Genomic DNA, 26,945 nt, shown 5'->3' with positions numbered 1-26,945 from the left:
CAGGCCAATCGAGGCGCTGAAGATCACCCACAAGGAAGTCATGCTCACAGCCAGCCGACCGTGAATAATGGCCTTCACCTAACCCGTTCACATTTTCGACTACCTAGGCCGGAGGCGGGTGAACCTTTGCCCGTGTGCCGCTTCGTGCGCGGCGACAATTTGCGACCAAGACTGAGGCTCCGCCGGTGTTTCGGCCGAGGTCGGGCCGAGGTCCGGCCGCATGGGTGTGTAAAGCCAGGTGCGAAAGAACTCGTCGAGTCTCTGGCCCGAGATTTTCTCGGCAAGAGCACGAAACTCAGCAGTGTTCGAATTGCCATATCGGTATTTCTGTGCCCAAGTCCGAAGGATCACAAAGAAGTACCTACTGCCGACCAATTTCCTCAAATAGTGTAGGGTGAGCGCCCCGCGGAAATAGACTGCGTCGTGCAGTAGCTGTGTAGGCCCTGGGTCACCAGGTAAGACCCGCCAAAAGGGATCATCGGCCGGGTATCGCACCGAGGAGACAAAGTCGGCCATTACATCAGTCGTGAGTTGACCCTGATCCTCCATCCAAAGCCATTCTGCGTAAGTCGCAAATCCCTCGTTTAGCCAAATGTCCCTCCACTGGTCGACGGAGACCGAGTCGCCGAACCACTGGTGAACCAATTCATGAACTACCAGCGACTCGTTCGGGAGCATAAACGAGTAACCGTCATAGACAGGCCGAGTCTGGGTTTCGAGGGCAAAATATTGATCGCCGGCGCCGGTGACTACACCGCCGCGCGCATTAAACGGGTATGGGCCAAAAAGCTCGGCGGCCCAGGCGATGATCTCATCTGTTCGTTCCACGCTGGTCCGCGCGGCTGCGGCCGTGTCTGCATCCAAGCGCGTGCTGTAGGCGGTGATGATTGGGCTGCCGTCCGCAGAGGTGCCCTGGCGGATCTCGAAGTCACCGATTGCCAGGAACGACAGGTAGGTGGCTTGCGGCGCGTCTGCCCGCCAGGACCAGCGGCTCCATCCGCTGAAGGCCGGCTGTGCCCAGCGCGTAGGAACCCCGTTGGAAATCGCCTCGATTCCGTTCGGCACGAGTACGGAAACTTCGAAAGTTGCCTTGTCCGTAGGATGGTCATTACTCGGGAACCACCACCAAGCGATCTCCGGCTGATTGACGGCGAGAGCACCGTCCACAGTACGGTTCCACGCCGTGATATCCGACGCGACAACGGTGGACGGCACGTCGTCGTACTGCACCACGATCGTCAGGCGAGATCCCTTGGCAACAGGCGTGGCAGGTCTAACGATAAGTTCATGATCGCCTTGGCGATCGAAACTTGCTACTCGGTTGTTGACCCGCACGGACCGGGTATGAAGAATGAAATCAAGGCTGAAGGCAGAAACATCCTGGGTAGCGGTGGCGAGGATCGTGGTTGTGCCGATTAACCTATCAGTATCTGGAAAATAGCGTAGGCGAATATCGTAGTGTATGACGTCATAGCCGCCATTTCCGTAATCGGGATAATAGATGTCGCCTGCACCCGTGGTGGTAGACGCGGAAGCTGCGTGGACGTTGGACTGCACACAGAGTACGGTCACCATAACGGCCGCCACAGTGGAGATTATCGTGCGCTGCAGTAGCATCTTTACCTCGCTGGGGAGCAGATGGCGAAACTTGTTGTGTCAGCGTTACCGCGTGCCATCGTTGGATCCGATCCTGAATGGCGGAGAGATTATGATCGAACGGACACGCCAGGCCGCAGCCGTTATCACAGTTCGGCCCTCATGCCCAACACCGACTGTGTCGGAGTTCAGCCTGAGGGACGATCCACCCTAGATTCGGCCCCAACGCTCGTGGACGCCCGCCGCCACGTGGCGTACCTTCTCACAACCATGGCGGCTGCTATTGCCGCCCCGAGCAATACAGTCGACCGCACCGGTACCGCCATCAGGCTATTCGACGCAGGAGGCCTTACCAGCATCTGCAACGCTGCGCCCACAGGAACCACCATGCCAGCGAGCATCCCGACTCGTCCCGGACGCCGAATCAACGCGCCGACCGCCCCCAATGGCGGCCCGAAGAGGGAGCTTCCAATCAGCCAGTACCGGGTTGCAATTCCCCACCAGGTATCATTATCGAAAATGCTATCGAAAAAGTAATACGCAGAGGTGGCGAACACCAGCGCAAGCCATCCCGCAACAGCGCCGCGGGCTATATCGCTGCCGGATCCTGGACTTCGGCACACTAGCCAGCCCGACAAGACCGCTAGCGCAGCCCAAGCCCATCCCGCGTCGAGGATCAAACTGGCGAACTCGGAAGCCTGTGCCCAGCCGCTGCGTTCCGCGCGGGGAGTCGCAATCTCGCCCAGAAACTCCGGCACGTGGTTCACAACCGAATCGACTGCGCCCCACGCAAGTCCCGCAACTGGGCCGATCAGTACCCACGGCATGCGATTGTTTTTTCGATTCACGGTTGTCACTGTAACGAACCCGAAAAGAAGAAGCGACGGACCTCCGTATGGAAGAGCATCAGAATAGTCCATATAGCGGACACGATCATAGCCACCATCAATAGCCCTAACATAGCACTGTACCGCCCAGCGAAGCTGAGGCCGACACTGCTGGCGGTGAAGAGAAGAGCCTGTCCGACGACGCCAAGCAACCAAGCGCGCACGCGTCCACTAGAAAATTGACTCGCCGCAAGGGCATGTGTCAACGAGCTGGAGAGGTAGCCGCACACAACAAAACCAAGTAGTGGCCAACTACCCGCCGTTGGCCATCCCTCGAACCACATGGCTACGAAGACTATTGCGACGACACAGACCAGACCCAGGTACGCCTGGCAGAGCAGGCTGGAGCTGGCACGCGCCACGCGGTCGGGCAAAGGTGCGCGGGTCATATCGACGAGTCTAGCGAGCGCCGCCTCACGGCGAACTACCACCCTTACGGTCAACTCATCATGGCGCCGCCAGCTCGGTCGTGAGGGAAAGCGTCGAGTCGCAGTTGCTCTCGACGTGCTTACTGTGCGTAGCCACCACAACGGCACAGCCGTTGTTGGCCATACCTCTCAGCAGGTCAATTACCATGTCCGTATTCTCAGCGTCGAGGGCACCAGTCGGCTCGTCAGCGAGGATCACCGATGGCTCCTTCACTATGAGACGTGCTAGGGCAACGCGTTGCTGTTCACCGCCGCTGAGCCGGTAAACCATCTCCTCGCCACGGCCCTCCAGTCCGACCCTCCGAAGGGCGTCTTCGAACATCTTTCTGCGGTTTCGTTTGAGCCCTGTTGACACGTCAAGGTTGAAGTTGACGTTTGCGTTGTCGATGAGGGCATAGTTCTGGAATAGATATCCCAAGGTTTCCCGGCGTAGCCGACGTCGATCTCCTCCGCGCAACTTACCTAGTTCTCTTCCAGCGACCGCGATCGTGCCTGAGTCAACATCGTCGAGAAGTCCGAGACAGCTCAGCAGAGTGGACTTTCCGCAGCCGCTTGGCCCTGTTACAGCGATCATTTCGCCGGCATCGACACTAAACGAGACGCCCGCCCAAAGGACGCGCGATCCGAACTTCTTAGTGATGCCGTTTGCGACAATCATTTCTCGTCCTTACCGACTCAGGAAAGCTCAGCCATTCTCGCTCTGGCAAACTTGGCATTCGCTATCAGCAGGGTCACTACAATCATTAACAGACTCAACAACGCGACTCCACCGGCCACTGCTGGCTGCCAACCGTCCAGAAATAGATCGCCGAGATCTGTCGGCGGCGCGCCAGGAGGCCCCTGCCCACGGAGGATGACCGCTGTATTTTGCCAGATCCAAAGTGTCAGTGCCAAGCCGAGAATGACCTCAATGGAGAGCAGTCGCCAATGGGTAGCCAAGAATCCCCAGCCGCTAATGTACTTCACGAAAATCGTCTGGGAGTTTCGCCGGAAATATACAATCGATACGCTGATGGCGGTTGCCAATAACACCGAGAGGCCCACCAGAACATTAATAGACTGGACAGCAAGATCTCGCTTCGCGTTCCGGTAATTCGCCGCGGCATCCTCGACGTAAGGGCTCATCCCGAGAATGTAGTGACCCACGCCTGCTGCTACGAGACCCTTTACGGCTTGGGTCGGGTTCTCAATGAGGACCTCTTGATTGGTTGCCATTGTGAAATATTCGGTATCGGTGATTACGTTGGAGGCGCCGGGAACGACAACGACTATTGGCTCCTCAACAATCAACGAAGCATGCGGCGCCGTCGTTGCCGCGTAGTGAAATTGGGACTGACTGTCTCTGGCTAACGTGAGGGCAACGTCTATCGCAGCCGGATCGGACTTTAGCTCCCGACCGTCCTGCGACTCTACCCAGCGCGCCACGCCAGCAGTTATCTCCTCTGATTCTCGTGCGTACCGACTCGGCAACAGAACTCGGATCGTCTTGCCGTCATTAACTTGTACCCTCGCGGCGTCCGCGTCGTAGACGGCGTGCATGGTGAGATAATTTGGATTAACAACGAGGGCGTCACGAGTTGTCCCGGGAAGGATTTGGCGTGATGCAACGGATATCTCGTTTCTTATGTCTGCTTCGCGGATCCAGTGGCCAATCCTGCTTTGGGCAATCTTCCCATCTACGGGGTTCAACACTGCGCCACTGATGCGCATGTAGTACGCCTCCCCCATTGCGGTCCAAAAGCGATGGGTGTCAGCCTGACGCTGCAATTCCATGGCACTCGCTATAGCTGAAGTCCCGATAGAGAAGATGAGTAAAGCGCTCCACACTCGCAACACATAAGAACCGATGATGGCCCAGGTTGCCGTCACTTCACCCTTGACCGCATCCACGATCGGGCTGCGGTGAACCATCGTCAGCGTTGTCAGATGGGCCAGTAGGGCGACAAGCACGAAGACCGCCGTGATAGACATTGCGATCCGGGCAAAGGTGGTGAACTGCTGCAGGCCGTTGTACAGGTACAAGGACCCTGCTGTGATCGAGCCGGTCGCGATGACGGCGCCGGCAAAAAACGGGCCGAGTTGTCGGAAGTCACGCCACAGGATCGCTGCGAAGGGCTGGCCGTGTAGGCGCTGCACGCCGTAGGACTTTGCATTCAGTGCAACAGCAGATGCTACAGAAACCGCTACGACAAGCCCGACGACGAGAAAGCACCACACCAGTGCTTTAGTTCCAGAAGCCTGTATCGCATTTAGGACTGAGAACTTTGGCTCGACGAAGACGACGTAGCCTAACGCCTGAAACTCATTACTGAGCTCGAAGGTCATGGATTTAGGGCCGTAGACGAAGTAGGTACCGTCGGGTCCCGACTCAGCGACATCCTCGTATGGACGTATCTGAACCTTTGTGTCACGGCTGAAGTTCGGGTATCCCGTCGCCAACCATTGGGCTGATGCGGCCTGCGGATCGCCGACCGCCAGGTATATACGCCGAATGCTATTGTTGAGCGGATCATAGGAAAGGCGTCCGATATTGACGTGGCGGCTTTGGGCAAAAGCCTCGACGATATCCGCTTTGCTGTCGGCGCCCGCGCCTCCAGGCCGTTGTACGGCGAGAGTCAACGAATGCCCGTGTGTGACAGACTCGTCCAGATTTCGCGAGACTACAAATGCAAGCATGGCCGCCGCGATCACAATGAGCGCGTAGGCAAACTTCATTCCCCTAGGCAACATCTAGCCTATCCTTATCGACTCACTACCTGGCGGCGCAGAGCGTGGTGGCGTGTGGCCGGCTGGAGCGCCGTCCACACGCCACCACTCTCTATTGGGATAGTGGCGCAGCCTCGACGCAAGTAAAGGCTTGCGGCTAACGCCCAGGCTCCCGGCGAGCGATCCTGCGACCGGTCACGTCAAGCGGATGAGCACCGACTTGATCGCAGATCTCAGTTGCAGAGATCGTTCGAGTAGAACGCCTGGTTGTTACCGTTGGGGTCATAAGGCTGAGACGCATAGGCCCAGGTGTTGGCGTTGACGCAGCCGCTGTCCTTCACCCCGTGCTTTTGGTTGGTCACGGACGACTTGTGTTTCCGACTTCCGTGGTGGTAGTACGAGTAATTGACGCCGGTCCCGCTGCATGCGCCATACTGCCAGTTCCCGCCGCTTGCGACGACGTTGTTGTGACAGGCGCTCGCCAATGCGAAGCCCTCCATCCCGGCGGTAGCGGAAACCTTGGTCACCGGATTCGCCATTGCCGGACCCGCGATAGCGAACACGGTCGCAGCGCCAGCCAGCAGGGCCAACACCATTTTCTTTGTTGGTCGGGCGGACACGCGCATCTTATCGCTCCCTCCAATTGGGTGCGGAGGTTCCTACGCATGGCCGCTTTAATTGAGCGAACCGGGCTACCCCCGCAGCTGCGGCTCGACCATATGTATCCATCGATGTATCGCGCAAGGGTCGGCCACTGCCTGCCGATCCTCCTTCAACACGGAAGGCAACGCGGACCCTCGACCATTTTGCATCGACGCAGGTCGGTGTCTGTTGCTCGCATTCACGGGCAAGCCGAAGCGCGCGCCGCTGTCACTGTTGGCAACGATTGTGACAGTCGCCACAACGAGGCCTCGCAAGCTCGCAAGACCGGGAGGTGTAACTTGATACCGGTTGGCCGATGTGCTCGAGATTGATGTTTCACGACGGCATGTAGGTTCCTGCCGTCGAAGCGGCGCCGCCGAGGTCGAATCGGTGGACCCACGCCAGCGCGGATTACGTCGATCCGAGTGCACACGGCTCGTTTCAGGCCAGAAGGGTTTCTCGTACCCACGCACTCCAGCAGCGCAGTGGTCAACCTCTGGGACGCGAAGACTGACCGACTGTAAGCCACGACCGTGGTAGCCGGTTGCATTTGGGGACGGCGGCCCATTCCCCTCCCCAGGGTGCGGCGTCATCGAGTACCTCGCGTGCTCGAACCAAAACTGAGGTGATGGGCCGCTCCGCAGAAACCTGGGAAGGGCTGTCGCACCAGCGCCTCGTCATCGATGAGTTGGTGACGGTGCCGATTATGCCGTCCGGGCGGGCCGGACGCGGGTTCGACCCCCGCCACGGTGGGAAGCACCAGAGCGCGCCGCGCGGGAGCGGACGCCGCCGCGTAACACCTCGGGGCCGGGTAAGGTCCGAGCCAGCAGGGGCACGACCGGTTCACCCGGTCGCGCCCCTGCTGGCTTTCTCATGGTTCCCCCTTTGCAGCGTGGCTGCCTTGTGCGGCGGGCCGGCGGTTGGTGCCCGGCCGGTGGGTGGTGGTGGACAGCAACGCGGCGAGCCGTTCCCGGGTTTCGTCGGACAGCGGCGGCGCGTCGGTCACGAGCCGGTCGACCGCCGCCTGTATCGCCTCTTGGGTGCGGGTGTCGATGGTGGTCCGCCGGTCCCCGGTGGTCCGGCGTCGCCGGGACGGGCGGGGTGGTGCGGCGGGCGGGGCGGGTTCGGTGGCGGGGTCACCGTCGGCCGTGGCGGGGGCGGACGGTGCCCGGTCGCCTACCGGGCGGCGGTGCGGGTGGGGTGTCTGGCTTGTGGCCATGTTCCTCCATGGTGGATGGACGCGGGTCGCGCGCGGTTCCCAGTCATGGCTTTCGCCTCCCTTCATGGGGTATCGACATCTCTCGGGCGGGTTGTGCCCAGGTCCATCGGCAGTGCCGATGGCCGATCAGGGAATGCCCCCGGATCACCGAACCGGGGATCATGTGGAGCTGTGTGCCGGGCGAGGCGGTGCAGGGGCACGCTGAGCGCGTCACGGCCGGTCAAGGGTCGCCAGATGCCCTCTGCCGGCCACAAGCGCAGCTTGCGGTATGAGGTGGTGGCGACCGGTGGCAGGGCCGCACCCTCGGTGAGTTCGGGCCAGCGGCGGTGCAGCGCGCGTTCCCGGTGGTCGTTGACCATCACCAGCAGGATCACGTCGCTCTCGGCGGTGGCCGGGTGCGTGTTCAGGTGCCGCTCGACGGTCGTGATCAGGGTGCGGGTGGGTTGGCGCACGCTGTCGCTGTAGATCCAGAACGGCACCGTCGCGGTGCCGTAGCGCCATCGGCCGTGCGCGTCCGGTCGGGTCTTGCCGCCGCTGGTGTCGGCGCACCGGGCCGGACCCCACCACTGATCAAGCCGCGCATATTGGCGGCCCACGGCGCGGTGGTGCAGCGCGGTGAAGAAGTCACCCAGGGCCAGCCGGCGGCGCAGGTGCGGACGAGCCAGCGGGACGAACGAACGCGACCAGGCATCTACCCACCGGTCGGAGTTCAGGATGCGCTCGACGCCCGCCCAGTAGGCGCCGCCCTGCCCGAGCGACCACGACCACCGCCGCCCGTCACCCCAGCGCCCCGGTACCGGGGTCGGCAGACCAGCGGGCGCCCGGTTGCTGAGATCGTCGGCAGGTACCCCCGCCGGGTGCGTGCCCGGATGACCGAACTTGACCAGCATCGCCCGGGTGGCCAAGTAGTCCAGCCGTACGACGGCGTCGGCAACCCGGGCAGGGTTCGCAAAGCACAGCGCGGCGAGCTGTTCGGTGCTCATCACCTCGTGCTCGGCGACCAGCCGCAACACCTGTAGGTCGGTCTCGGTCAGCCGCTCTATCGCGGCGAGCACGTTGACCGGATGGGCCCTGTCGACACGGGCTCTGGCCATCACGCGGCCCCTTCACCGTCGAGGCCCCCGCCCCGCCTCGTGGGTGGGTGGAGACCGCCAGTTTCCGGCCCGCTACACGCCCCATCTGGACCGAATTGTCAACGGTAGGCACGCCCGTACCTGGTCCGGTAGTTGGCTGGGGTTATCACCGGTGGTCTTCCATGGTCCCGGGTGGTCCCCTGTAGTCCCGGCCAGCCGCAGGGAAGGCGCCATCGGCCCCGCCCGGCGAAGGCACCCGCAGCCCCATTTCTGCCGCGCCGCTTTCCGCTCCTCGCCGCGCCGGGGCGCGGCTGCGGTGCGGGTCGGCTTGCCACCGAACCGCGCGGTCACGCACCGATCATTGCGTCACGTTCATCGATGTCTTAACGATCATGGCCGGTGATCATCTCCACCACCCACGAACCACCCTCCATGCCTTCGCGTCCACCCAGCTCATCGGTAAGAGCCCTTGTTCCCTTCACGTCGTTGCTGCTGGTAGGCGCATGGCTTGAGCTGCACTCTCTCGAACCACATAGATTGATGTCATTCGATACATGGCACACCCCCTGGCATTGCCAATGTCGTCCGGCCGGTGGATCTTGTCCGTGTGCCGGTCCCGCACTGCCCCGATCACCCGAGGCGGGCCGCCGCATGCGCGTGTCGAGCATGAACGCGCACCCCGTTGCCATCGATGAGCACTGATCGGCCGGTGGGGCTCTTGATCTGCTCGGGTTGATCGACCGGGCGCAACTGATCTCCGGGACGGAGAAGGGCAAGAAGCGCCTTGGGGAGATCACCGCCATGTTGCAGGTGGCCGTTGACTCCCCGTTGGCTGATCTGATCGGGGCCGAGGATGTGCACAGCGACCTGGGAGGGGCTGTCGCCGTCGCACAGGCGTCTCGTGATCGATGAGTTCGTGACGGTGCGCGTCCTGCCGTCCGTGCGCGGGTTCGACCCCGCGACGGTGGATATCCGGTGGAAGCACCAGAGCAAGCGGCGCCGGGGCGGGCGCCGCGCCCGCGCGCCGTTCCCCCTGCCGGCCAGCACACGGCGTGAGGCATACCCTTTCGGGTAGGGGAAGGCCCGAGCCGGGCAGGAGGGTCGCGCCCCCTGCTGGCGCCGACCCTTCCCCCTGGTGAAGTTTGCCCTACGCGGCGGGCCGCCGGGCCGTTTTCGGCCGGTAGGTGGTGGTGGACAGCAACGCGGCGAGGCGTTCCCGAGTCTCGTCGGACAGCGGCGGCGCGTCGGCTATGAGCCGATCGACCGCCGCCTGTATCGCCTGTTGGGTGCGCGCGTCGATGTCGGTACGGCGGTCGCCGGTGGTCCGGCGTCGCCGGGGCGGGCGGGGCGGTATTGCGGGTTCTGCGGGCGGGGTGCAGGGGTCACCGTCCGGTGGAGCGGAGGGTGCCCGGTCGCCTATCCGGCGACGGTGCGGGTTGGGTGTCTGGCTTGTGGCCATGTTCCTCCACTGTGGTGGGACGCGGGTCGCGCGTTGTTCCACTCCATGGCTTTCGCCTCCTTTCGGAGGTTTCGATGTGCTTCGTGTGGGGTTGTTGCAGTGCTCCGGGCGGGGCGCCGCCGCCGGGCGATGCGCCCGGAAATCGTTCAGGCCGCCGCCCGGGTGGCGTCGGCCGCGTGGGTGGACAGGTGGGCCAGTCGTACTCGCCGGGTGCTTTCGGTGGCGCTCAGGGGCGCCCAGACCGGCCCGGCGGGGTGTTGGGTGGTGCCGCCGCCGGCCGTGGCGACGTGGAGCCGCCCGGACGTGATGGCCGGGTGCCGGGCAAGGGCATGCCGTAGTGATGCCTCACGGCCCGGAGTGGACAGCCAGAACAGCAGCGTGTGACCGAGGCCGGTCGCGTCGTGCAGGGTGGCGTATCCGTCGACTTTCGCGGCAACCGTGTGCCGCTTCTCAGTCCCAAGATCGTATTCGAGCCAGAAACCGAGGCTGTGGCCCGCTTCGGTCCATCGGCCGTGCGCGTCGGGGTGGACCACGTCCCCGCCGACGTCGCGGCAGCGCCGTTCGGACCACCACACGTCCAGCCGGGCGCCGGGGGCGGTCCGGGCGTGCGCGGCGAGATCGACGAAGAAGCCGTTGGTGCCGAGCCGGTGAGCGAGACTGGGCCGGGTGGCCAGTCGGGTGATGCGTTGCCGGACAGCCGCCGCACGCGGTAGCGGGTCGCCGTTACGAGCGGCGATGAACGTGGCGCCGATCAGATCGAGCGTCCAGCGCCACGACTGAGAGCCGGGGCGTACCGCGTCGCGGAACCGAGCGAGCACGCCGCGTTGGTGCAGCAGCACGAGCCGGTTGCGGGCGGTGTGCAGGTGGTCGAAGCAGAGCGCGGCCACCTGTTCGGTAGTGAACACCTCGTGTTGGTCGAGTTGTTCGAGGAGCCACCGGTCGCGGGGCATCAGACGCCGGAGTTCGCCAGCGACGTCGACCCCGCCCCGGGGCGGGCGCTCTATCGCGGAGATGTGCGGCCGTGCCGCAGGTGGTTTATTCACCATGTGTCCCCCTGGGACAGGTACGGCGCTCAGACCGGTTGAGCAGCACTGCTAGACGAGAACAGGGCGGAGCCTCAGCCGGAGAGTCCCGCACGAGGGAGGGTCCGACAGAGGCTCCGAGAGGAGCGCTGAGGCCGGTTGGCCTCTGGTTGTCCACATGGGACGGGGGGTTGGGTGGGGTGAGCATGAGGCATCCTTCGGTTGTGGTTGGGCGGGTCGCTTTGCTGCCGATAGCGCCGACCGGTCCGCGCCCGGGGGTCGGGCGCGGGCCGGTCGGCGTGCGACTGTCAGATCGGTTGTCAGGTTGGATTGCCAGGTCCTGGTGAGGTTTTGTCAGATCGGTTCGGCCGTGGCGGTGTCGAGTTCGACGCAGGCGGCAACGGCGCGGCCGTCACCGATTGCGGTGAACAGATCGGCGAGGCGGTCACCGTCGCCGTCCAGGGCGAGCCCGGCGGCGAAGATGACCCCGATCCGCCGGTCGGCCCGCGCCCGGTTGGTCCAGGCGTCGGGCAGGTCGAGCACGCCGGACCACAGCACCTCATCGGCGACATCGGTCAGGGTGAGGGTTGCGTCCGCGCCGAGATACGCGGTCGCCGCGTCCAGATCGGGCATGGGTGCTTCCGGGTGGCTGAGCAGATCGAAGCCGTAGCCGAGCAGGTTCGCGGTCAGGGTGTCGGTGGTGTCGCCGTTGGCGGCGACCCGCATCCCGTAGATGCGCGGGGCGATGACCACGACCGGGGCCGGGGTGGTGTCGGCCGGGCGCAGCCACGCCATGGCCGGGAACAGCACCGCGGGATTGTCGGTCGGGTCGTCGGTCATGGCGATGATCCCGGAGTCGGAGCACCCGGCGTGCGCGAGGCGGACCACGTGTGGCCCGTCCGGGTAGGCGAGCACGACCACTGCGGCCGGGGCGGTGTCGGTCAGGTTCGCCGGCTCTCCGCATACGGTGCAGACGTAGCCGGTCTCGGCGGTGCGGTACAGGTGGGTGATCGCCTGTTCGCAGCCGAGCAGGGCGGCGACGGCGGGGGCGATGTCGAGCAGGGCAAGGTTCGGGATGGTGAACACGTCAGTGTCCTTTCACAGGGCGGGAGGGGTTGCGGTTGCCGCGTTGGCGCGGCATCGGGGCCGGGGCGAAGCGATCGGCGGGGCCGTCGGTGTCCGCCTTGGTGGGATCGAACGGCCCGGTTGGGTCGCTCAGCGTGTTGCCCGCTGGGCGGGTGGGGTCGGCCGGTTGGCCGCTGGTTGGGTCGGTTGGGTTCTCCGGTGGGGTCCGTTGGGTCGGTTGGGTGGGTGCCGGGGTGCGGTCCGGGCCGATCCGGCGGGCGTTGGCGATGGCGTCGCGGTCGGCCATCGACAGGCCGCGTGCTCGCGCTGCCGCGCGCAGCACATCGGCGCGGCCGGGCCAAGCCGGGGGCGCCGGTCGGGTGGCCAGGGTGAACGGTTCCGCGTCGCGGCCGTCGATCACGAGGCGGCAGACGATGCCGTAGGCGTCGCGTCGCATCAGGTCTTCCGGCTCGAAGTACGGCGCCATGTGGTGCGCCAGGTCCCGCGCGTCCTTCGGCGGCAGCGAGAAGAACACCTTGTTGCGGGCGTTGGCGTCGATCGCTTCAGCCATCCGCCCGGACAACTGGCCGAGGTGTTGATGCGCCAGCACCAGCCCGAGCCGCAGCGCCCGTGCTTGGGCTAGCGCGTCGTCGACGCCCACCGGAAGGTGAAGGAAGGTGTGCGCCTCGTCCAGGATCAGGCTCGCGTCGAGCCGGTCCTGTTCGTCCAGGTCGGCCCGCTGTCCGGCGGTGTGCAGCAGCGCCGCCAGCAGCAGCGACCCGACCAGCCGCACGGTGTCGTCGCCGAGCGACGGCGGCAACCGCACGAGCAGGATGCCGCCGTTGAGGATGTCGGACAGCCGGAACGTGGACGCTCCGGCACCGAACAGTTGAGCGGCGAACCGCCGGGATAGCACCGCCCGCAGTTTGGACAACAACGGCCCGATCTGCACCGACGCTTGCGCCGGGCTCAGCGAGTCGTACCAGGCCCAGAACGCGACCAGCCCGGCCGCGCCGACCGGCCCCAGCTTGCGCCGCACCCCGGCCACGACCCGCCGCCGATACACCGGATCGGCGAGCAACACCGGCAGATCGGCCAGGGTTGCGCCGGGCACGTGCGCGAGGGTGAGCACCGCGTGCCGGGCCAAGTCGTCGGTACGTGGCCCCCAGTATTGCGCCCAGACTTTCGCCATCACTCCGACGAGCTGGTCGGCCACGGCTTCCGGATCGTCGGCCAGGTCGAACAGGTTCAACGCCGGCGGCGCCTGCTGTTCGTCCGGATCGATCAGGACGAGGCGCCGGGCCACCGACGCGGGCAGCCGGGCCAACAGGTCGCGGATCAGGTCGCCTTTCGGGTCGAACACTGCCAGCCCGCGCCCCGCGCGGGCATCCGCGAGGGCGAGGTTGAGCAGCAGGGTGGTCTTCCCGGTGCCGGTCGGTCCGGGCAGGTGCACGTGATGCCGGGCATCCTCGGGGGCGAGCCCGATCAGCTCCGGCTCACCGATCGGCGGGTACCCGAGCGCCTTGACCGCCTGCCGGGACGCCGCGTCCGGCGGCACGAGGCGCAGCCGGGCGGGCTTGCGCACCACGAATGCGGGGGGCGCTTTCGCGCCCCCCGTCGCCTTCCTCTTTGGTTGCCGTGCTGTCATGCGCTCTCCTCCCAGCCCTCGGACCGGTCGTCGGGATCGCTGTTCGGCGGGTCGGTCCAGCCGTGCCGGGTCCAGCCCGGTCCGCGCGCCGAGCTGTGTTCCGGCCCCGCCCGGCGGGCACTGGTCGGCGGGGTGCGGGTCAGCGCGGCGGTGTCGAACCCGTACCGGGCCGGGTCGGCGGGCAGGTGCGCCAGCACGCCCAGTTCGGCCGAGGTGCACAGCAGCCAGTCACCGCGGCCCGCCCACCGATCCGCCAGCCGGATTGCGGCCCGCCGTAGCCGCACCGGCCGCAACCTGCGTGACGCGGTGACGAACCCATCGGCGAGCGACCGCGCGGCGGTCACCGCGAACCCGGTATCCGGGCGGGCCGCCCCTACGCGGACGGTGGCGAGCAGGTGCGGCCCGTCGGCCAACTTGTCGGCCGCGTCGCGCATCGCCCGCGTGGTGAGCGGGTCGGCCGGGCGCTGCCGCTGCGCCCCGCCGTTGGAACGCGTCGACCGGGCAGGACCGCTGCTGATCAGTTCGGTGATCAGGTCCAGCAGCAGCCGGGCCGCGCCCAACACCACGGCGGCGAACCCGTCGGCCAGCCGCCGCCCGGCAGTCTTACGCACCGTCGGCCCGTACCGGGCGGCGTGCCCGAGCGCGGCGAGGCGCTTACCGGTCGCCGGTCGGGCGAGGACTTGCAGCACGGCCGGACCGTCCGGCCGTCCGAGCGCGGCCAGCACCGGCCGCAATGGGTCGGAGTCAGCCGTACCGCCTACCCGACGCCCGGCGGGCCGGGGGTCGTCGGTCAACGGCACCAGGTCCGAACCGGTAGCGGCCAGCCGGTACCCGGCCACCCGCCACTGTTCGGATGCGGCCACGACCGGCGGGGTACGCCGTTGTGCGCGCACGCCGGGCCAGGCCCGCGCCACCTCGTCCAGCACCACAGCGAGCGGCACCCAACGGGGCAGCCACAGCCCCGCGATCAGGTGCCCGCCCGAGGCGTACACCTCAAAAGCCAGGGGTGGGCGGGCCAGCCGCTGTCCCGCACGGGCACGGCGCGCCAACCCGGCCAGCAGCCGCCAAACGTTGCCCGACTGCAAGGGGTCGAGCACCCGGGGCGGGGTGAGCTGCACCCAGTAGCCCCGGCGGACCGCACGCCGCCACGCACGGCGATACACGGCCCGCACCGCCAGCGTGGCGACCAGGACCACAAGCGCAGAGGCCAGCAGCCACGGCCACGACACCGCGGCCCAATGCGCCAGCCGGCCCGGCACGAGAGTCAGCCAGTCACCCGCGCCGGACACCGTGCAGCCGAGGCGGGTTACCGGATCGGTGCCGCTGTCGGCGGCCCGGGTGGGGCAGCCGTCAGCGGTCACCAACAGATGGATCATCGTGTCACCTCCGAGAAACGCCAACGCCCGCCGGATCACGGCGGGCAAGGACAGGACAGCCAGTAGGGACAGGAGAGCGAGTAGGGACAGGACAGCGGGTAGGGACAGGACAGCGGGTAGGGATGGGGCAGGCATAGCAGACCTCCGGGTGAACGGTCGGGCACGACGAAACGCCCGCCGGGCGGTTGCCCGGGCGGGTGGACAGGGGACGCGGCGGTAACCGGGCCGGTCGGGCGGCGCCGGACGCGGTAGCGTTGCCGCCCATGGGGGCGAGGTTGCTGATCACGTCCGAGGTAGTAGCCGCTCTCGGCGGCCCCGCCCAGACACGGGCCACACTCGCCGACGTCAAGATCAGCACCTATCGGTGCACGATCTGCGGACAGCGCGGCTGGCTCGTCGAGGAACCGGCCGCCGTAGTGATTCGGCGCACGGGCAACGGCGCCGGACAGACCAAACTAGTGATCAACTTCGCGCACCCGGCGTGCAGCGGCGCTCAGGTCATCGACACCATCGACGTCGGTTTGCCGGCGGACGTGCCGATGCGCGCATTCGGTCTGGTCACCGACCACGATCCGCGCGCCGTGCTCGTCGTCAGTGCCAACGTCGCCGAGTCGTGGCGCACCGAGAACGGCGACACCATCGACGCGTTGATCGCCACCGCCCTGCACGACGGTTTCGCACCGGTCAGCGACCTGACGACCGCCGTCCCGAAGATTGCCGGACTGACCGCCTACGGCACACCCGACGCTTTGCTGGTCATCGACCGCGACGGGTACGAGCCGTACCGGGGGCCGAGCGTCGGCGGTCCCGAATGGACCGCTATTGCCGAACGGCAACGACAGATCACCGTGTTGATCGCCTCCGGGCTACGGATGGCCGATCCCGGGCGCGACCCCGTGGCCGACCTGTTCACCGCGTTCGGGCGCGGCATGGTCGCTGGGGGCATCGCCCGCTACCGGACCGGCGGTCCGCGCCCCCGGCAACCGTGGCGCTCCGGCAGAAACCGCCGCCGGAACACCCGGCGGTAGCCGAGCGAACCGCCGTGGGTGCGACCACCTCTATTAGATAGTTGGAAGCCGTCCGGGGCAGATCCCACACGGCCCACCGAACTTTTCCAAGATTCTTGTTCCGGTGGCTTCCGGGGGTCGCGGCGCGTGATCGAATCAGCGGCCCAGCGTGGTTAAGCTGTTGCTAGCGCGGTGGTAGGCGTGGTGGGATGAGCGTCCGCGAACACTTCCCCGCCGGGCGGCCCCGAAACGGGCGCACGGGTCGGGTGGTGTTCGCCTTTGTCGTTCCGGCGTAGTTCCGCAGCTCGCCGGAACGCTCGACCTTCACCCGGGCGCCCGCCGATGCGCGCCACCACGGGGAGGTGTTCCGGCGTGCTGTTCACCCACAGACGGGGGAAGGACAGCGCCGCCGTGTACGTCACCAGCCAACGGGAACGTGACAACCCCATCCCCGAACGCGACGAAACCCCGTTCGGTCGCATCGACCAAGCATTCCTCGATCTGTCCGAACAACTCCGCCCCGCCGCACCCCGACTGCCCGCGTCGCTGCTCGGCGCAGACCACGACACCCCGATGACCCCGCTCGCCGTCCGCACGCAGATCAAGTACCGGTCGGACAACAGCACCAGGAACCCGGCGGGATGGATAGTGGACGGGCACACCGTCGCGGACCGGGTGTGGTGGTATGTCGCCGCGCGTGCCCGCGCCGAACGCGGCGACTGGCTCACCGTCGCCGCCGGCATGGCCGTCAACGGGATGCGCAAGCTGATCCCCAACTACACCCCACCGCGGATTCGGCCGCTGATCCACAGCGACATGATCGCCCGGTTGGTGGAGCTGATGGCCGGCGAACCCATCGACTACGCCGAGGAAACGCCCGACACCCCCGAGCGGGCCGACACCGACGACGAAACCGGCATCCAGTCGGAGACGTTCGACATCACCGGCCCGTACATGTTCGTTCGGATCATGGACCGGATCAACTACGCCGCGTTCCGCCGAACCCGCCGATCCACCGCGCCACACACGGAGGAGCCCGAGGAGGAGGGCACCCGCCACATCGAGGGGTCGGCCGCACGGGAACACCACTCGACGCCCGGCCGCCTGCACCACGGCGACCCGCTGATCGTGCTGGCCGGGCTGGTCCGCGAGGGCCGACTCAACCGGCTCGACGGGTCGCTGTTGGCGCACGCCTACGTCGGCGGCTGGACACAGCAGGAAGCCTTCACCGCCGTGCGGGCCAGCCTGCCCGCCGAGGTCGGCAACCGCACCGACCAGGCACTACGCGGCAGACTGGAACGCGCCCGGACACGCGTGCGCACCATTTACGACGACCCCGCCGACTACCGCAAACCCGACCAGAACAACAGCAACCACAACAGCGCCGCCCAAGGCGCCAACACCGAGCAAGACGGCACCGACGACAGCACCCGGCCCGCCCGGCAACGCCCGCCCCCAACCCCGGCCCCGGCGACCAAGCAGCACAACGCCCCCGCCCGCCATCGCAAAGATGGCGGGCGGGGGCGTATCAGCAGCCCCGTTCAGCTAGCAGAGTCGTCCAACGCGTGCCGGTCGATCTCGCGCATCACCCCGTCGATCATCGACCGCACCTCATGCGTCCATGCCCGATCCCGGTCGATACGCCACGCGGTGTGCGGGGCAGCGTCCAACACCACCAGCACCCGGCCACCGAGGCGGAACATCAGACTCCATTGCGGGGCGTGGACTCGGACCACCACACCGCCCCGGCCACGTGAAACCCAAACCGCCCCGGCAGACCACATCGCGGTGACTCCGGGGGCGTCCGCTACCACGTCCGGCAGACCCGGAACGTCATTCACGGACGCGTCGATCTCCTCCGGCAACGGCTCGTTGGCCAGCCCCGGCGGTGGATCGGCCAACCGTTGCACGATCCGCTCCGCCAACCGCACACGCGGCGACCCATCCACCGACGGCGCTTCGGGCGCCTCATCGGTGAGGATCAACTCCACCGCGTCCGGGTCAGCCGGCAACCCGGCAGCAACCTCCGGTGCGGCCCGCCCATGGCGACGCGACGCATCCACCACCACAGCTTGACACCCCCTCACACCGCCCGGCATGCCCGAGCAGAAGCGGGGCCTACCGCGCGGTGACTCCGTGACAGCTTGACACGGGCAGCACCTTTCACGCGACGGGAGGCTTCAACCCGCTACCCCCTGTCAGTGGGACGGCGTCACGGCGCGAGCCCGGTCACGCGGTGTGGACGGTCCGCCCGGGTTCGACCTACCTCGGCCTTGGTAGGCTCTCGAAATGAGCAGCCGTGCCGATATGCTGATCCTCGAAGGCTGGCGCGCGGAGGGTCAAACACTCGAACTTACTTATAAGATTGACTCGCACACGTTCGTCGAACGATTTACGTTTCCTGCTGATTTTGATCTGAGCCAGGCGGCTCCCCGCCTAAGTCAGCTTTACGATCTCCTCCTGACGCTTGCAGGAGTCTCATACTATAAGGCTTTCCTGCCGCCAGTCGTCAAAGGTATTCCAGAAGTATTCGCTAAAATTGCTCGTGGCGTCTACTACGACGGCCTAGCGGAGTTCTTCTTCACGAATCGTCTCGACCCTCAGCTGCCCGAGTTTGCTTTCAGGCCGGTCGTTGATCGGCGCGTCGAGCACGACAGCTACGTTCCCCGTACGCCTGGCGCGTTTGTCGCGGTAGGCGGCGGAAAGGACTCGGTTGTCAGCCTAGAGGTTCTCCGGTCCTCGGGATGGCCCGTGGTGGCGTTCACCATCAACCCGACTCGTTATACCCGGCGGACGATTGAAGTCGCCCAGGTAGATGCGATCTTTGTGGAGCGGAAAATCGATAAACAACTACTAGAGCTGAACCAGAAAGGGGCGTTGAACGGGCATATACCGGTTACTGCGATCAACTCAGTTGCGGCGTTGATCGCGGCAGCGTCCTACGGATACCGGGACGTAGTCTTCTCAAATGAAGGTTCGGCGTCGGTTCCAACAGGGACATGGCGAGGAATAGACGTCAATCACCAGTATTCCAAGGGCATCGACTTTGAACGCCTGCTCCAGCGTGCGCTCGCGGCCACGATGGGCCCCGAGCTCCGCTACTACTCCTTGATTCGGCGCTTTTCGGAAGTACGCGTCTGCCAGTTGTTCGCGAACTACCCTCAATACTTCAACGAGATCTGCAGCTGCAATCGCGCCTACACCATCGAGAAGCGCGGCCTTGCGACGCCGCCGTCCTGGTGCTGCGAATGCGAAAAGTGCGCGTTCGTTTTCCTAGCGCTGGCGCCTGCAATGGACCGCCAGACGCTCATCGGCATGTTCGGAAGAAACATGCTGGCCGACGAGACTTTGACTCCCACCTTCGCTCGCCTGCTCGGCATCGGGCCGGATTTCGCCTTAGAGTGTGTCGGCACGTCCGACGAGGCGAGATGGTGCATGAAACAACTGTCCGGCATGGCTGCCTGGAGTGGCGACGCTGTGGTGAAGGAACTCGGCCGGACAGACCTGCTGACCCACGCAGTCGATCCTATCCGCGTGGCCTACCCAGACGCCGTCCCGTCGGATGCAGCCGCACTGCTCGATCATCTGTCGTGATGGGCATCGGGCCCGAAGAGGGCCCGAGTGCTCATTGCCCGCCTGTCGCCTGCCGCGCCCCTTCCGCTTGAGGGTGGGACCGCCGCGTCGGTAACCCGCCCCAACTGCCGGTTAGAGGAAGCGATCCACCTGGCGTAGCAAGCGTCAAAGTCCACCCCGGAAGTCTCGGCAAGATAGCCGATCCAGTCCTCTGCAAGCGTCGTGAAGTCCGGAGACGAGGACCTGGTAGACCGCGAACGTTCAAGCATCTCGCTGGCGGGCGCATCAACGTCCACCAGGCGCCTGTGCAACCACTTCGCGGGCGGCGGTACCAGCCCTCGGGCCAGGAAACTGCACGCGCTCAGAAGGCGGAAACCGTCGCCGGCCACAATGTCCGCTCCAACCTCGTCGTGTCGGGCAAGGCAGCGGGTGGACTGCTTCCGCAGCGCGATCGTCCCACGGGCATATGCGGTGGCCAAACGATCACCGGCTGAACTCCTGAACTGACGAAGCCGACGCTCTACAAGATCACCTAGGTTGGGCTCCGTCCTTTCGAAGAGGAGATGGTAACCGATCTGGTAGGCATAGAGCTGCTCGTCCGGCCACCCTGATGCGGTCCCATTCTCGCAGTGTTCGCATAGGGGAAATACGTTAAATTCGCGGCGGGAAGCGCCGTTGTTCGGGACGAATTTGAAGGCTGGAAGCCAAGTGGGTGGGTCGAGGCAGGCTTCGCCTTCCAGCAGGAGAACTACATCTATGTCGGAATGTTCGTCAAACCCCGACATGGTGGTACCACGGAGCGATGCCCCGGCTGTGCTGACCAGGGCCGCGCCGGAGAGTTCTCGATGCCTCGGCAGCTGAGACCGCATGATGCTGGCGAGCCGTGCTATTTCTGTTCCTTCATCCACGAGAAATGCACTCCAGTCAGGGAAGAAAGTTCTTCATCGGAGGATTGATACGCCCTCCTGAGACGCCGCCTGGTAGCACCTGCAAGCGGTGGATACCGCTGCGTGTTGGCGCTCCCGATGGCCTTATCGGCATATGCGCGCGATATGGACAGGAAGCTGAGCACCTCCAGCGCGGACTTCCGGTCTCCTCGGGTAAGGCGATGAAAGTCGCAGACCAACACGTTTTCGGCGCCGATGGCCGCGCGCCATCTCTCAATCTGCGGGGCGTAAATTCCGCGGCTGAAATATCCGTACGACCGGTGCGAGAAGCTGGAATATCCAGGGTCCCGCTTGAGTTTCTCTTCCTCTCCGGCGAGCCTACGCGGTTCGACCTCTATCGCTTCTTCAAAAGACAGTTTTTCCCTACCGCGTCGCACGCTCTGCTGATAGTCACTGTAGGCGCGCTCGACGGGATCCCGCAGGACCGCTATTGCCTTGACGTTTTCGAAATTCTCGGCGCAGTGCATAGCGGCGCTAGGATGAAAGAGGTAGTAAGGACTTGCCTCAAGGAGCAGGCGACCGACCGCGTGTCGATCGAAGTGCGACAGATACCAATCACGGTCTCCTTGCGTCACGTGGGAGAAGTAGTGCAACTCTTTCGTCCCTGAAGGGTTTATCTCAGGAGCGGCAGCGAGCCACGTAAAAAGCGATGTGGTCGCTGCCTTCTTCGCCCCGATGATGCAAACCAGGGGAGTTCCGCTCCTGGTGGTCCTGATCTTCGCCATGAGACGCTTTAGGCGTTGGCGTCTTGCAGAGGGGTCCGGCGGATCCACGCGCGTAGAAGGGATCGCTTCTCCTGCCCGTCCTGGTACGGCAGGCGGTCATGGGCGACCCGCCGGTTATCGACGATCAACAGATCTCCCTGGCGCAGCGCGAAGGTCGCGCCGGCCGTGGCGAACTGGGCGTCCATGACGTCCAGGAAGGCGGACTCCTTCGCGGTCAGCGGGGCGCCTGCTCGCTCGTGCCCCGTCTCCAACCGGCGGCGCGTGTACCGGAACGTAAAGCCGACTCCCCACAGATCCTCGGAGAAGATCGGCCAGTGCCGGGACCGGACGGCCATCGCCGCCGCGTGCTCGGAATTGCCGAACAGGATCTCATCTCGGAAGAAATCGCGTGAGAGCAGATCGTTGAATTCGCCGACCTTGAGCAGTCGCGCATATGCCTCGGCCGCGTCTACGAGCCGCGACTCGCCGCCCTGGCTCGCCGTCTGCTGGCAGTAGAGCGCAAAATAGCCGGGCACCCAATCCGGCTCATTGCCATCCGAGTGGAACCCGATCGGAAGGGTCGTCGCCGAGAACAGAACGTTCGGGTCGTTGATATCCATGCCGCGATCGACGACCTGATAAAAGTCGGACTGCCCTGCTTTCCCCAATTCTGCCGCCGACTGGATCAGCTCTCCACCCACCCCCAATACGGAACGCAGCGCGTCTCGCGCGAAGCCGCCATCACCTGATCTCACGACGAGCGCACCGCGTTGATCGACGACGTCGAACAAGTCTGCTGGCGGGCTGTTCAGCGCGTCCGCTACCTCGATGACCGTGGGCGCGTCCCCGTCGAGGATCGACAAGGGAGCAAGTCCAGTCACATCAGGCAAAGGATGCTGGACCAGCAGCGACCGGATACCGGAGGAGCCGTTTCCCGTTGTCTCAGACATTCCTGATTTCCTTTCGATCGATGTATCGCGTTCATCTGATGAAGACCTTCGCGGCCTGAATACGGTCGGTAGCCCTTTCGTCGGCATACCCTGTCGCGAACCGAAACGTCGCGGCACTCTTTAAGCCGTTGCAGTCATACTGTGGTATTCGGAAATATATTTGCGGCGCCTATGCCGAGGTGGAGAGAATGTCCGCCCCGGCCTCTTCGCGGGCACCGGCTCAACGGGCGTGTCAGGAATCGCGGAGGGGCAGTACGCCTACGTCGATTAGTTGGTCGCGTTCGGTGTGGCTGAGGGTGCCCATAGTCGAGCGTCGGCGTTGTGTGGTGATCCATTGGTGCAGGGGGATGCCTATCTCGCTGTGGTCCGGGCTGGGGTTGAGGCGGCCTTGGCGGGCGCGGTAGATGCGGCAGGCGGTGATGCCCCAGGCGAATTCGGCTTCTCTGGTGTCCCAGACCATGCCCAGGGCGTTCCAGCGGTCGAGCTGCTCGCTGTTCAGCCGGCCCTGGACGTATCGGTGTCGGATCAGGCGCAGCGCGGCGTACAGGTTGATGCCTTTGATGAGGGTGTCGGGTGTGGGGAAGAGGTGGCCGTGCCGGCGGTGGAAGGCTTGCGCCGCGCGGAGTTCCTTGTCCGGGTGCTCTCGTGGCGGGGTTGTGGTGCGAGCTGGTGTCCGGTGTTCGGGTCGGGGGACGCCGATGCCGAGTTCGACGAGTTCGCGGGTCTGTTCGGTGGTGTGGTAGCCGCGGCGGGCGAAGCTGGGTACGCGGGTGAGCCACGTCTGCAGCGCGATGCCGTTTTCTCGGTGTTCGGGAGGTGGGTTGAGGTGACCTTCCCGGGCGAGGTACTGCCGGGCCGCGGTGATGCTGCGGTCGAAGGTGAGGTTGCTGCGGTGGCGGCGGGCGACGCCGAGGGCTGCCCACGCGGCGGTCTGCCCGCCGGAGAGGCTGCCGTTGACACACCAGCCGTAAAAGCGTTCCGATATCTGGTCCAGGTCGGTGCCGTCGATGACGGTTCCCGCCGGCCACAACACATGACCGTGTTCGGCGTGATAGGCGCGGACGGCGCGCAGGGCTTCGTCGTGGCCGCGAGGGGGTGGCTGCGTCCAGCGCGGGTCCATGGCGGTGAGCAGGGCGTGCAAGGTCGGGTCGCGGTGGACGCAGCTTTGCGGGTCGCGGCAGCGGGTCAGCCATTGGTGGATGTCGTGGTTGTCGATGACGATGTCGGGTGCGGGCCGTAGGTCGGCGTGGCGGGTGTGGTGGGTGCGGGCGGCGTGCAGGGAGGCGACGCACGCGGGTTCGTGGATGATGTCCCAGCCGGGGTCCAGGGTGTCGAGGATCCGGCCCACCACGGGGTCGGTGCGGGCGCGGCTGCCGGGGTGGCGGCTGCTCGCCAGCCACTGGTGGATGTCGATGCCGTCGATGACGGTGCCGGGCAGGGTGCGCAGGTGCCCGTGCTGGCGGTGGTAGGCGCGGACGGCGTCGAGGTGGTGTGCGGCTTCGTGGTCGACGGTGTCCGGGCCGGTCGTGGCGGCGACGGTGACCGAGAGGCCGAGCTTGTGCAGGGCCGCGATCCGGTCGGCGGGTTGTTGACCGGCGTGCAGTAGCGCGAGTTGTTGGCGCAGCCATTGGGACAGGTCGAGGCGGCCGGCGTGGTAACCGGGTGGGACGTTGCTGTGGCCGTGTTCGGAGTGGAAGGCGGTCAGCGCGTCGATGCCGGCGGTCCAGGTGGTGCTGGCGTGTTCGACGATCCGGACGGCGACGTGGTCGAGGATGTCTTGGGTGGTGTAGCCGGCGGGCAGGATCAGCCGGACTTGGTCGGGTAGTGCCACAGGTTGGTCGCGGGTGTGGCGGGCGCGTTGCAGGTCGAGTGACGCTGCGAAGCGGTCGTCGTGGGCGCGTAGCGCCCACAGGGTGTGCAGCAGGGTCTGCCAGGGGCCGAGGTCGGTGAGGTCACTGCCGTCGTCGGGTAGCAGCATCGGTACCAGGACGGTGGCGATGCCGGGGCCGTGCGGGTTGCGGCGCAGTGCCCGGCTGACACCTTGCACCACATCGACGGCCGAGCGGGGGGCGTGGGCGTACACCACCGTGTCGATCGCCGGGACGTCGATCCCTTCGGCGAGGCAGTGCGGGTTCGACACGACGGTCCACCCGTCCTGCGGCGGCTCGGCGAGCAGGTCGAGGGCCGCCGTACGGGTTCGTACGCTTTGGGTGCTGTCGACGTGCCGGACGGTCAACGGGCCGTCCGGGCGCTCGTCGGGTGGCAGCACGTCGAGGGTCCGGGCGAGGGTGCGGGCGAACTCGCGGGACTCGCGGATGGTGCGGGCGAACACGAGGATCCGGCGTAGGCCGAACGTCTTCGCCGCGCGGATCAGGGCGGCCTGCACGACGACGGTGTGCAGGGGTGCGTCACCGGCCTGCACGACCGCGCTGGAACCCGCTTGGTGGAGCAGGTGCAGGACCTCGCGGCGGGTGATGCCGATCGCGACGGCTCGGAAGTCGTCGAGCCAGCCGTCCGCGATGGCGTCGGCGAACGGGTAGCGGAACAGCACTGGTCCGAAGTAGCGCTCGTCGTCCATGGACATCGCCTGGCGCGGGTCCTGGCGTGGACCGAGAACCCTCGGGGTGGCGGTCTTGTACAGCCTGCGCCGGGCGGGTAGGCCGGTGTCGTGGTGGACCACCGCGGACTGTTTGGCGGTGTGGCCGGTGGTGCGGTGGGCTTCGTCGACCAGCAGCAGATCCGCCGGTATGCCGGTGGCCAGCAGACCCGCGCCGGCGACGGCGGCGGATTTGTGGGTGACCAGGATCAGCCGGAGCCGGTCGGTGGGCTGCCTGATCAGCCAGACCACCACCTCGGTCGCCTTCGTCGTGACCGGGCAGTCAACCTGGTACGCCTGGCGTGCCCGGGTGGCGACGCTGGTGTCGCTGCACACCGCCAGTACGTGCGGGGTGACGGCGGCCCACAGCTCCAGGGTTTGTGCCAGCAGTGCCAGGCTCGGGCAGGTCAGGACCACCAGTCCGGCTGGGCACACCTGCAGGGCTGTGTGCAAACCGACCATCGTTTTGCCGGTGCCGCACGCCGCGATGAACTGCCCCCGGCCACCGGCCGGCAACCCTTCGGCCAGCGCGGGCACCGCATCGGCCTGGTAGCCCAGCAGCGGAAGCAGACCAGCCGGACGGCCCCGCAACGCCGACGGCTCGATCACCACTGCCCACCACCAGGCTTCGCGCACCGGAATATTCCGTGACGGCGGGGCGATGCAGTGCAGGCGAACACCCCGGCCACGGCAGCCACGGTGATCATTAATCGGCTAACAGGCTTCATTGAAGTTCTCTCGAATGAGGCTGACGAGGGCGGTGTAGATGCTGACAACGCACCGGTGCGCAGGGCGGTTCTGCCAGCTGGCACGGCGGCGAAACCGGTGGCCTACTTCTGGTTGTCGGGGTCGGTGAGTGCTTGCGGGTGTGGCTCTTTGGCAACCTGGACGATGGCGATGGCGGCCAGCAGCAGCGTTTCGGGTTTGTACTGCTGCACGAGCAGGCTGAGCCATACGTCGGCGACCGCCTCGAAGTCGTCGGCTCCGGCCGCGAGTTCGGCGCGGACCTTCACCACCGCTTCCGCGAGCTTGGGTCGTACGCGGTCGTAGTCCGCTCGGGCCGCGGCGACAACCGACGCCGGAGGGGCCGGCCGGCGGGCGCCGGGCGTGCTGGTGGGACCGGTCATGGAGTGCTCCTGCGGGTGGGGCCTGGCGAAGGGCTGGTGATCACGGCCGGTGGTTTGGCCGCGGAAGGCTTGCGGGTTGCCGCGCGGCTGCCCTGGCGGGCCAGTTGGGGGCGTCTGGCCAGGTCGCGGATCTGGTCACCATGTGCAGCAGCTGGCTGCGTCTCTTGCGCGGTGCAGGTCGTGGTAGAGCCGGCTGTGTCGCCAGTGCGGGTCGAACATCGGAGTCCAGCCGCGGCGCCGGGTCACGGTGACTGGCAGCCATGCGTAACACCGCTCGTCCAGCCGGTCGGTCCAGCAGGTGCAGGCCCAGCTCTGCGCGGCGTACACGTCGTTACGGGCGAGGTCGCGGTTCTCGTCCATGACGATCAGGCCCTTGCCGTCGCGCAGTTCGAGAACCCACGCCTGGGTGTGCCGGCTGTACCAGAGCAGGTACGACATCCAGTCCGGTGGCAGATACCTGACCACCAACGGACGAGTGCCACGGCTCAGCAAATGCCCCCGCCAGCGGTCCCACCGGGTATACCAGCGCATCCGCCGTTCGTCGGCGACACGCGCAGCCGCGACGGCGACCGCCGTTTCGAAGGCGCCATGCTCCGAACCCGTCGCCGTGGCCCGCGCCCGTGCCCGCGCGGGCGCCCGGCGCCGGGGTCGCACGCCGAGAAGACTGTCGAGGCGGGCGAGATCCGCAGCGACGCGCGGGTCGCGGTCAATGTCGCTGCTCACCTCGCCTCCACGCAAGCCGACACTGGCAATCCAGGGACGCGGCGCTGCCGCCAAGTGCGGGGCAGCCGGTCGAGGTCGAGCGTGGCGGTGGATGGGCCGGGTACGCGGCCGGCGACCCGCCCCGGGCGGGGCCGCGTACCCGGCCATGCGAAGCGGGCCCGCCACCATGCGGGCCTGTGCTCCGCTGCTGACGCCCG

At 66.1% G+C, this 26,945-nt stretch carries 20 protein-coding genes; 4 read left to right on the top strand and 16 right to left on the bottom strand.

Annotation, left to right across the window (positions count from 1 at the left end):
* Positions 1-99: 99 nt before the first annotated feature.
* From Ari01nite_RS34730 to Ari01nite_RS34705, 6 genes are all read right to left on the bottom strand, one after another.
* Positions 100-1,557: a M1 family metallopeptidase gene (locus tag Ari01nite_RS34730; RefSeq protein ID WP_239163283.1), complete on the bottom strand. Its 1,458-nt coding sequence runs from the start codon at positions 1,555-1,557 to the stop codon at positions 100-102.
* Positions 1,558-2,930: 1,373 nt separating this feature from the next.
* Positions 2,931-3,569: an ATP-binding cassette domain-containing protein gene (locus tag Ari01nite_RS34725; RefSeq protein ID WP_203786491.1), complete on the bottom strand. Its 639-nt coding sequence runs from the start codon at positions 3,567-3,569 to the stop codon at positions 2,931-2,933.
* A gap of 17 nt (positions 3,570-3,586) precedes the next feature.
* Entirely contained in the window at positions 3,587-5,626 is a 2,040-nt protein-coding gene (locus Ari01nite_RS34720; RefSeq protein WP_203786490.1) for a bacteriocin-associated integral membrane family protein, read from the bottom strand.
* A 224-nt stretch (positions 5,627-5,850) separates the two neighbouring features.
* Positions 5,851-6,243: a lactococcin 972 family bacteriocin gene (locus tag Ari01nite_RS34715; RefSeq protein WP_203786489.1), complete on the bottom strand. Its 393-nt coding sequence runs from the start codon at positions 6,241-6,243 to the stop codon at positions 5,851-5,853.
* A gap of 887 nt (positions 6,244-7,130) precedes the next feature.
* Complete coding sequence (locus Ari01nite_RS34710; protein WP_203786488.1) at positions 7,131-7,478, bottom strand: hypothetical protein; 348 nt, start codon at positions 7,476-7,478, stop codon at positions 7,131-7,133.
* 62 nt (positions 7,479-7,540) lie between these two features.
* A complete protein-coding gene (locus tag Ari01nite_RS34705; RefSeq protein WP_203786487.1) occupies positions 7,541-8,572 on the bottom strand; it encodes a replication-relaxation family protein in 1,032 nt (343 codons plus the stop codon).
* Positions 8,573-9,283: 711 nt separating this feature from the next.
* Here Ari01nite_RS34705 and Ari01nite_RS34700 point away from each other — a divergent pair.
* On the top strand, positions 9,284-9,463 hold the full coding sequence (locus Ari01nite_RS34700; protein ID WP_203786486.1) for a hypothetical protein: 180 nt from the start codon (positions 9,284-9,286) through the stop codon (positions 9,461-9,463).
* Positions 9,464-9,698: 235 nt separating this feature from the next.
* Here Ari01nite_RS34700 and Ari01nite_RS34695 read toward each other — a convergent pair whose 3' ends face one another.
* The 5 genes from Ari01nite_RS34695 to Ari01nite_RS34675 form a co-directional block, all read right to left on the bottom strand.
* On the bottom strand, positions 9,699-10,010 hold the full coding sequence (locus Ari01nite_RS34695; RefSeq protein WP_203786485.1) for a hypothetical protein: 312 nt from the start codon (positions 10,008-10,010) through the stop codon (positions 9,699-9,701).
* 146 nt (positions 10,011-10,156) lie between these two features.
* Positions 10,157-10,960, bottom strand: coding sequence for a replication-relaxation family protein (locus tag Ari01nite_RS34690; protein ID WP_275410906.1), 804 nt, complete (start codon positions 10,958-10,960; stop codon positions 10,157-10,159).
* A gap of 426 nt (positions 10,961-11,386) precedes the next feature.
* Positions 11,387-12,118, bottom strand: a complete 732-nt coding sequence (locus Ari01nite_RS34685; RefSeq protein ID WP_203786483.1) for a hypothetical protein — start codon at positions 12,116-12,118, stop codon at positions 11,387-11,389.
* Between the two features lies 1 nt (position 12,119).
* The gene (locus Ari01nite_RS34680; protein ID WP_239163281.1) at positions 12,120-13,682 is read right to left on the bottom strand and encodes a type IV secretory system conjugative DNA transfer family protein; all 1,563 of its coding nucleotides are present in this window, start codon (positions 13,680-13,682) and stop codon (positions 12,120-12,122) included.
* Positions 13,683-13,741: 59 nt separating this feature from the next.
* Positions 13,742-15,121, bottom strand: a complete 1,380-nt coding sequence (locus Ari01nite_RS34675; RefSeq protein WP_203786481.1) for a hypothetical protein — start codon at positions 15,119-15,121, stop codon at positions 13,742-13,744.
* Positions 15,122-15,384: 263 nt separating this feature from the next.
* On the opposite strand from Ari01nite_RS34675, the gene Ari01nite_RS34670 reads away from it, so the two are divergent.
* From Ari01nite_RS34670 to Ari01nite_RS34660, 3 genes are all read left to right on the top strand, one after another.
* Complete coding sequence (locus tag Ari01nite_RS34670; RefSeq protein ID WP_203786480.1) at positions 15,385-16,149, top strand: hypothetical protein; 765 nt, start codon at positions 15,385-15,387, stop codon at positions 16,147-16,149.
* 351 nt (positions 16,150-16,500) lie between these two features.
* Positions 16,501-18,204, top strand: a complete 1,704-nt coding sequence (locus Ari01nite_RS34665; protein WP_203786479.1) for a hypothetical protein — start codon at positions 16,501-16,503, stop codon at positions 18,202-18,204.
* A 213-nt stretch (positions 18,205-18,417) separates the two neighbouring features.
* On the top strand, positions 18,418-19,722 hold the full coding sequence (locus tag Ari01nite_RS34660; RefSeq protein ID WP_203786478.1) for a MurL-like N-terminal domain-containing: 1,305 nt from the start codon (positions 18,418-18,420) through the stop codon (positions 19,720-19,722).
* An 865-nt stretch (positions 19,723-20,587) separates the two neighbouring features.
* Here the strand turns inward: Ari01nite_RS34660 and Ari01nite_RS34655 are convergent.
* The 5 genes from Ari01nite_RS34655 to Ari01nite_RS34635 all read right to left on the bottom strand — a co-directional run bounded on the left by Ari01nite_RS34655 (position 20,588) and on the right by Ari01nite_RS34635 (position 26,490).
* Positions 20,588-21,373, bottom strand: a complete 786-nt coding sequence (locus Ari01nite_RS34655; RefSeq protein WP_203786477.1) for a sulfotransferase domain-containing protein — start codon at positions 21,371-21,373, stop codon at positions 20,588-20,590.
* A gap of 8 nt (positions 21,374-21,381) precedes the next feature.
* Positions 21,382-22,302, bottom strand: a complete 921-nt coding sequence (locus Ari01nite_RS34650; RefSeq protein WP_203786476.1) for a TauD/TfdA family dioxygenase — start codon at positions 22,300-22,302, stop codon at positions 21,382-21,384.
* A 232-nt stretch (positions 22,303-22,534) separates the two neighbouring features.
* Positions 22,535-25,534, bottom strand: a complete 3,000-nt coding sequence (locus Ari01nite_RS34645; RefSeq protein ID WP_203786475.1) for a DEAD/DEAH box helicase — start codon at positions 25,532-25,534, stop codon at positions 22,535-22,537.
* A 194-nt stretch (positions 25,535-25,728) separates the two neighbouring features.
* Positions 25,729-26,025: a hypothetical protein gene (locus Ari01nite_RS34640; protein ID WP_203786474.1), complete on the bottom strand. Its 297-nt coding sequence runs from the start codon at positions 26,023-26,025 to the stop codon at positions 25,729-25,731.
* 135 nt (positions 26,026-26,160) lie between these two features.
* Complete coding sequence (locus Ari01nite_RS34635; RefSeq protein WP_203786473.1) at positions 26,161-26,490, bottom strand: hypothetical protein; 330 nt, start codon at positions 26,488-26,490, stop codon at positions 26,161-26,163.
* Between the last annotated feature and the right edge of the window lie 455 nt (positions 26,491-26,945).

It is taken from the genome of Paractinoplanes rishiriensis (genome assembly GCF_016862375.1).
GTDB lineage: Bacteria > Actinomycetota > Actinomycetes > Mycobacteriales > Micromonosporaceae > Actinoplanes > Actinoplanes rishiriensis.
The sequence above is the reverse complement of the archived record's forward strand: the minus strand, read 5'-3'. Positions and strand labels throughout refer to the sequence as shown.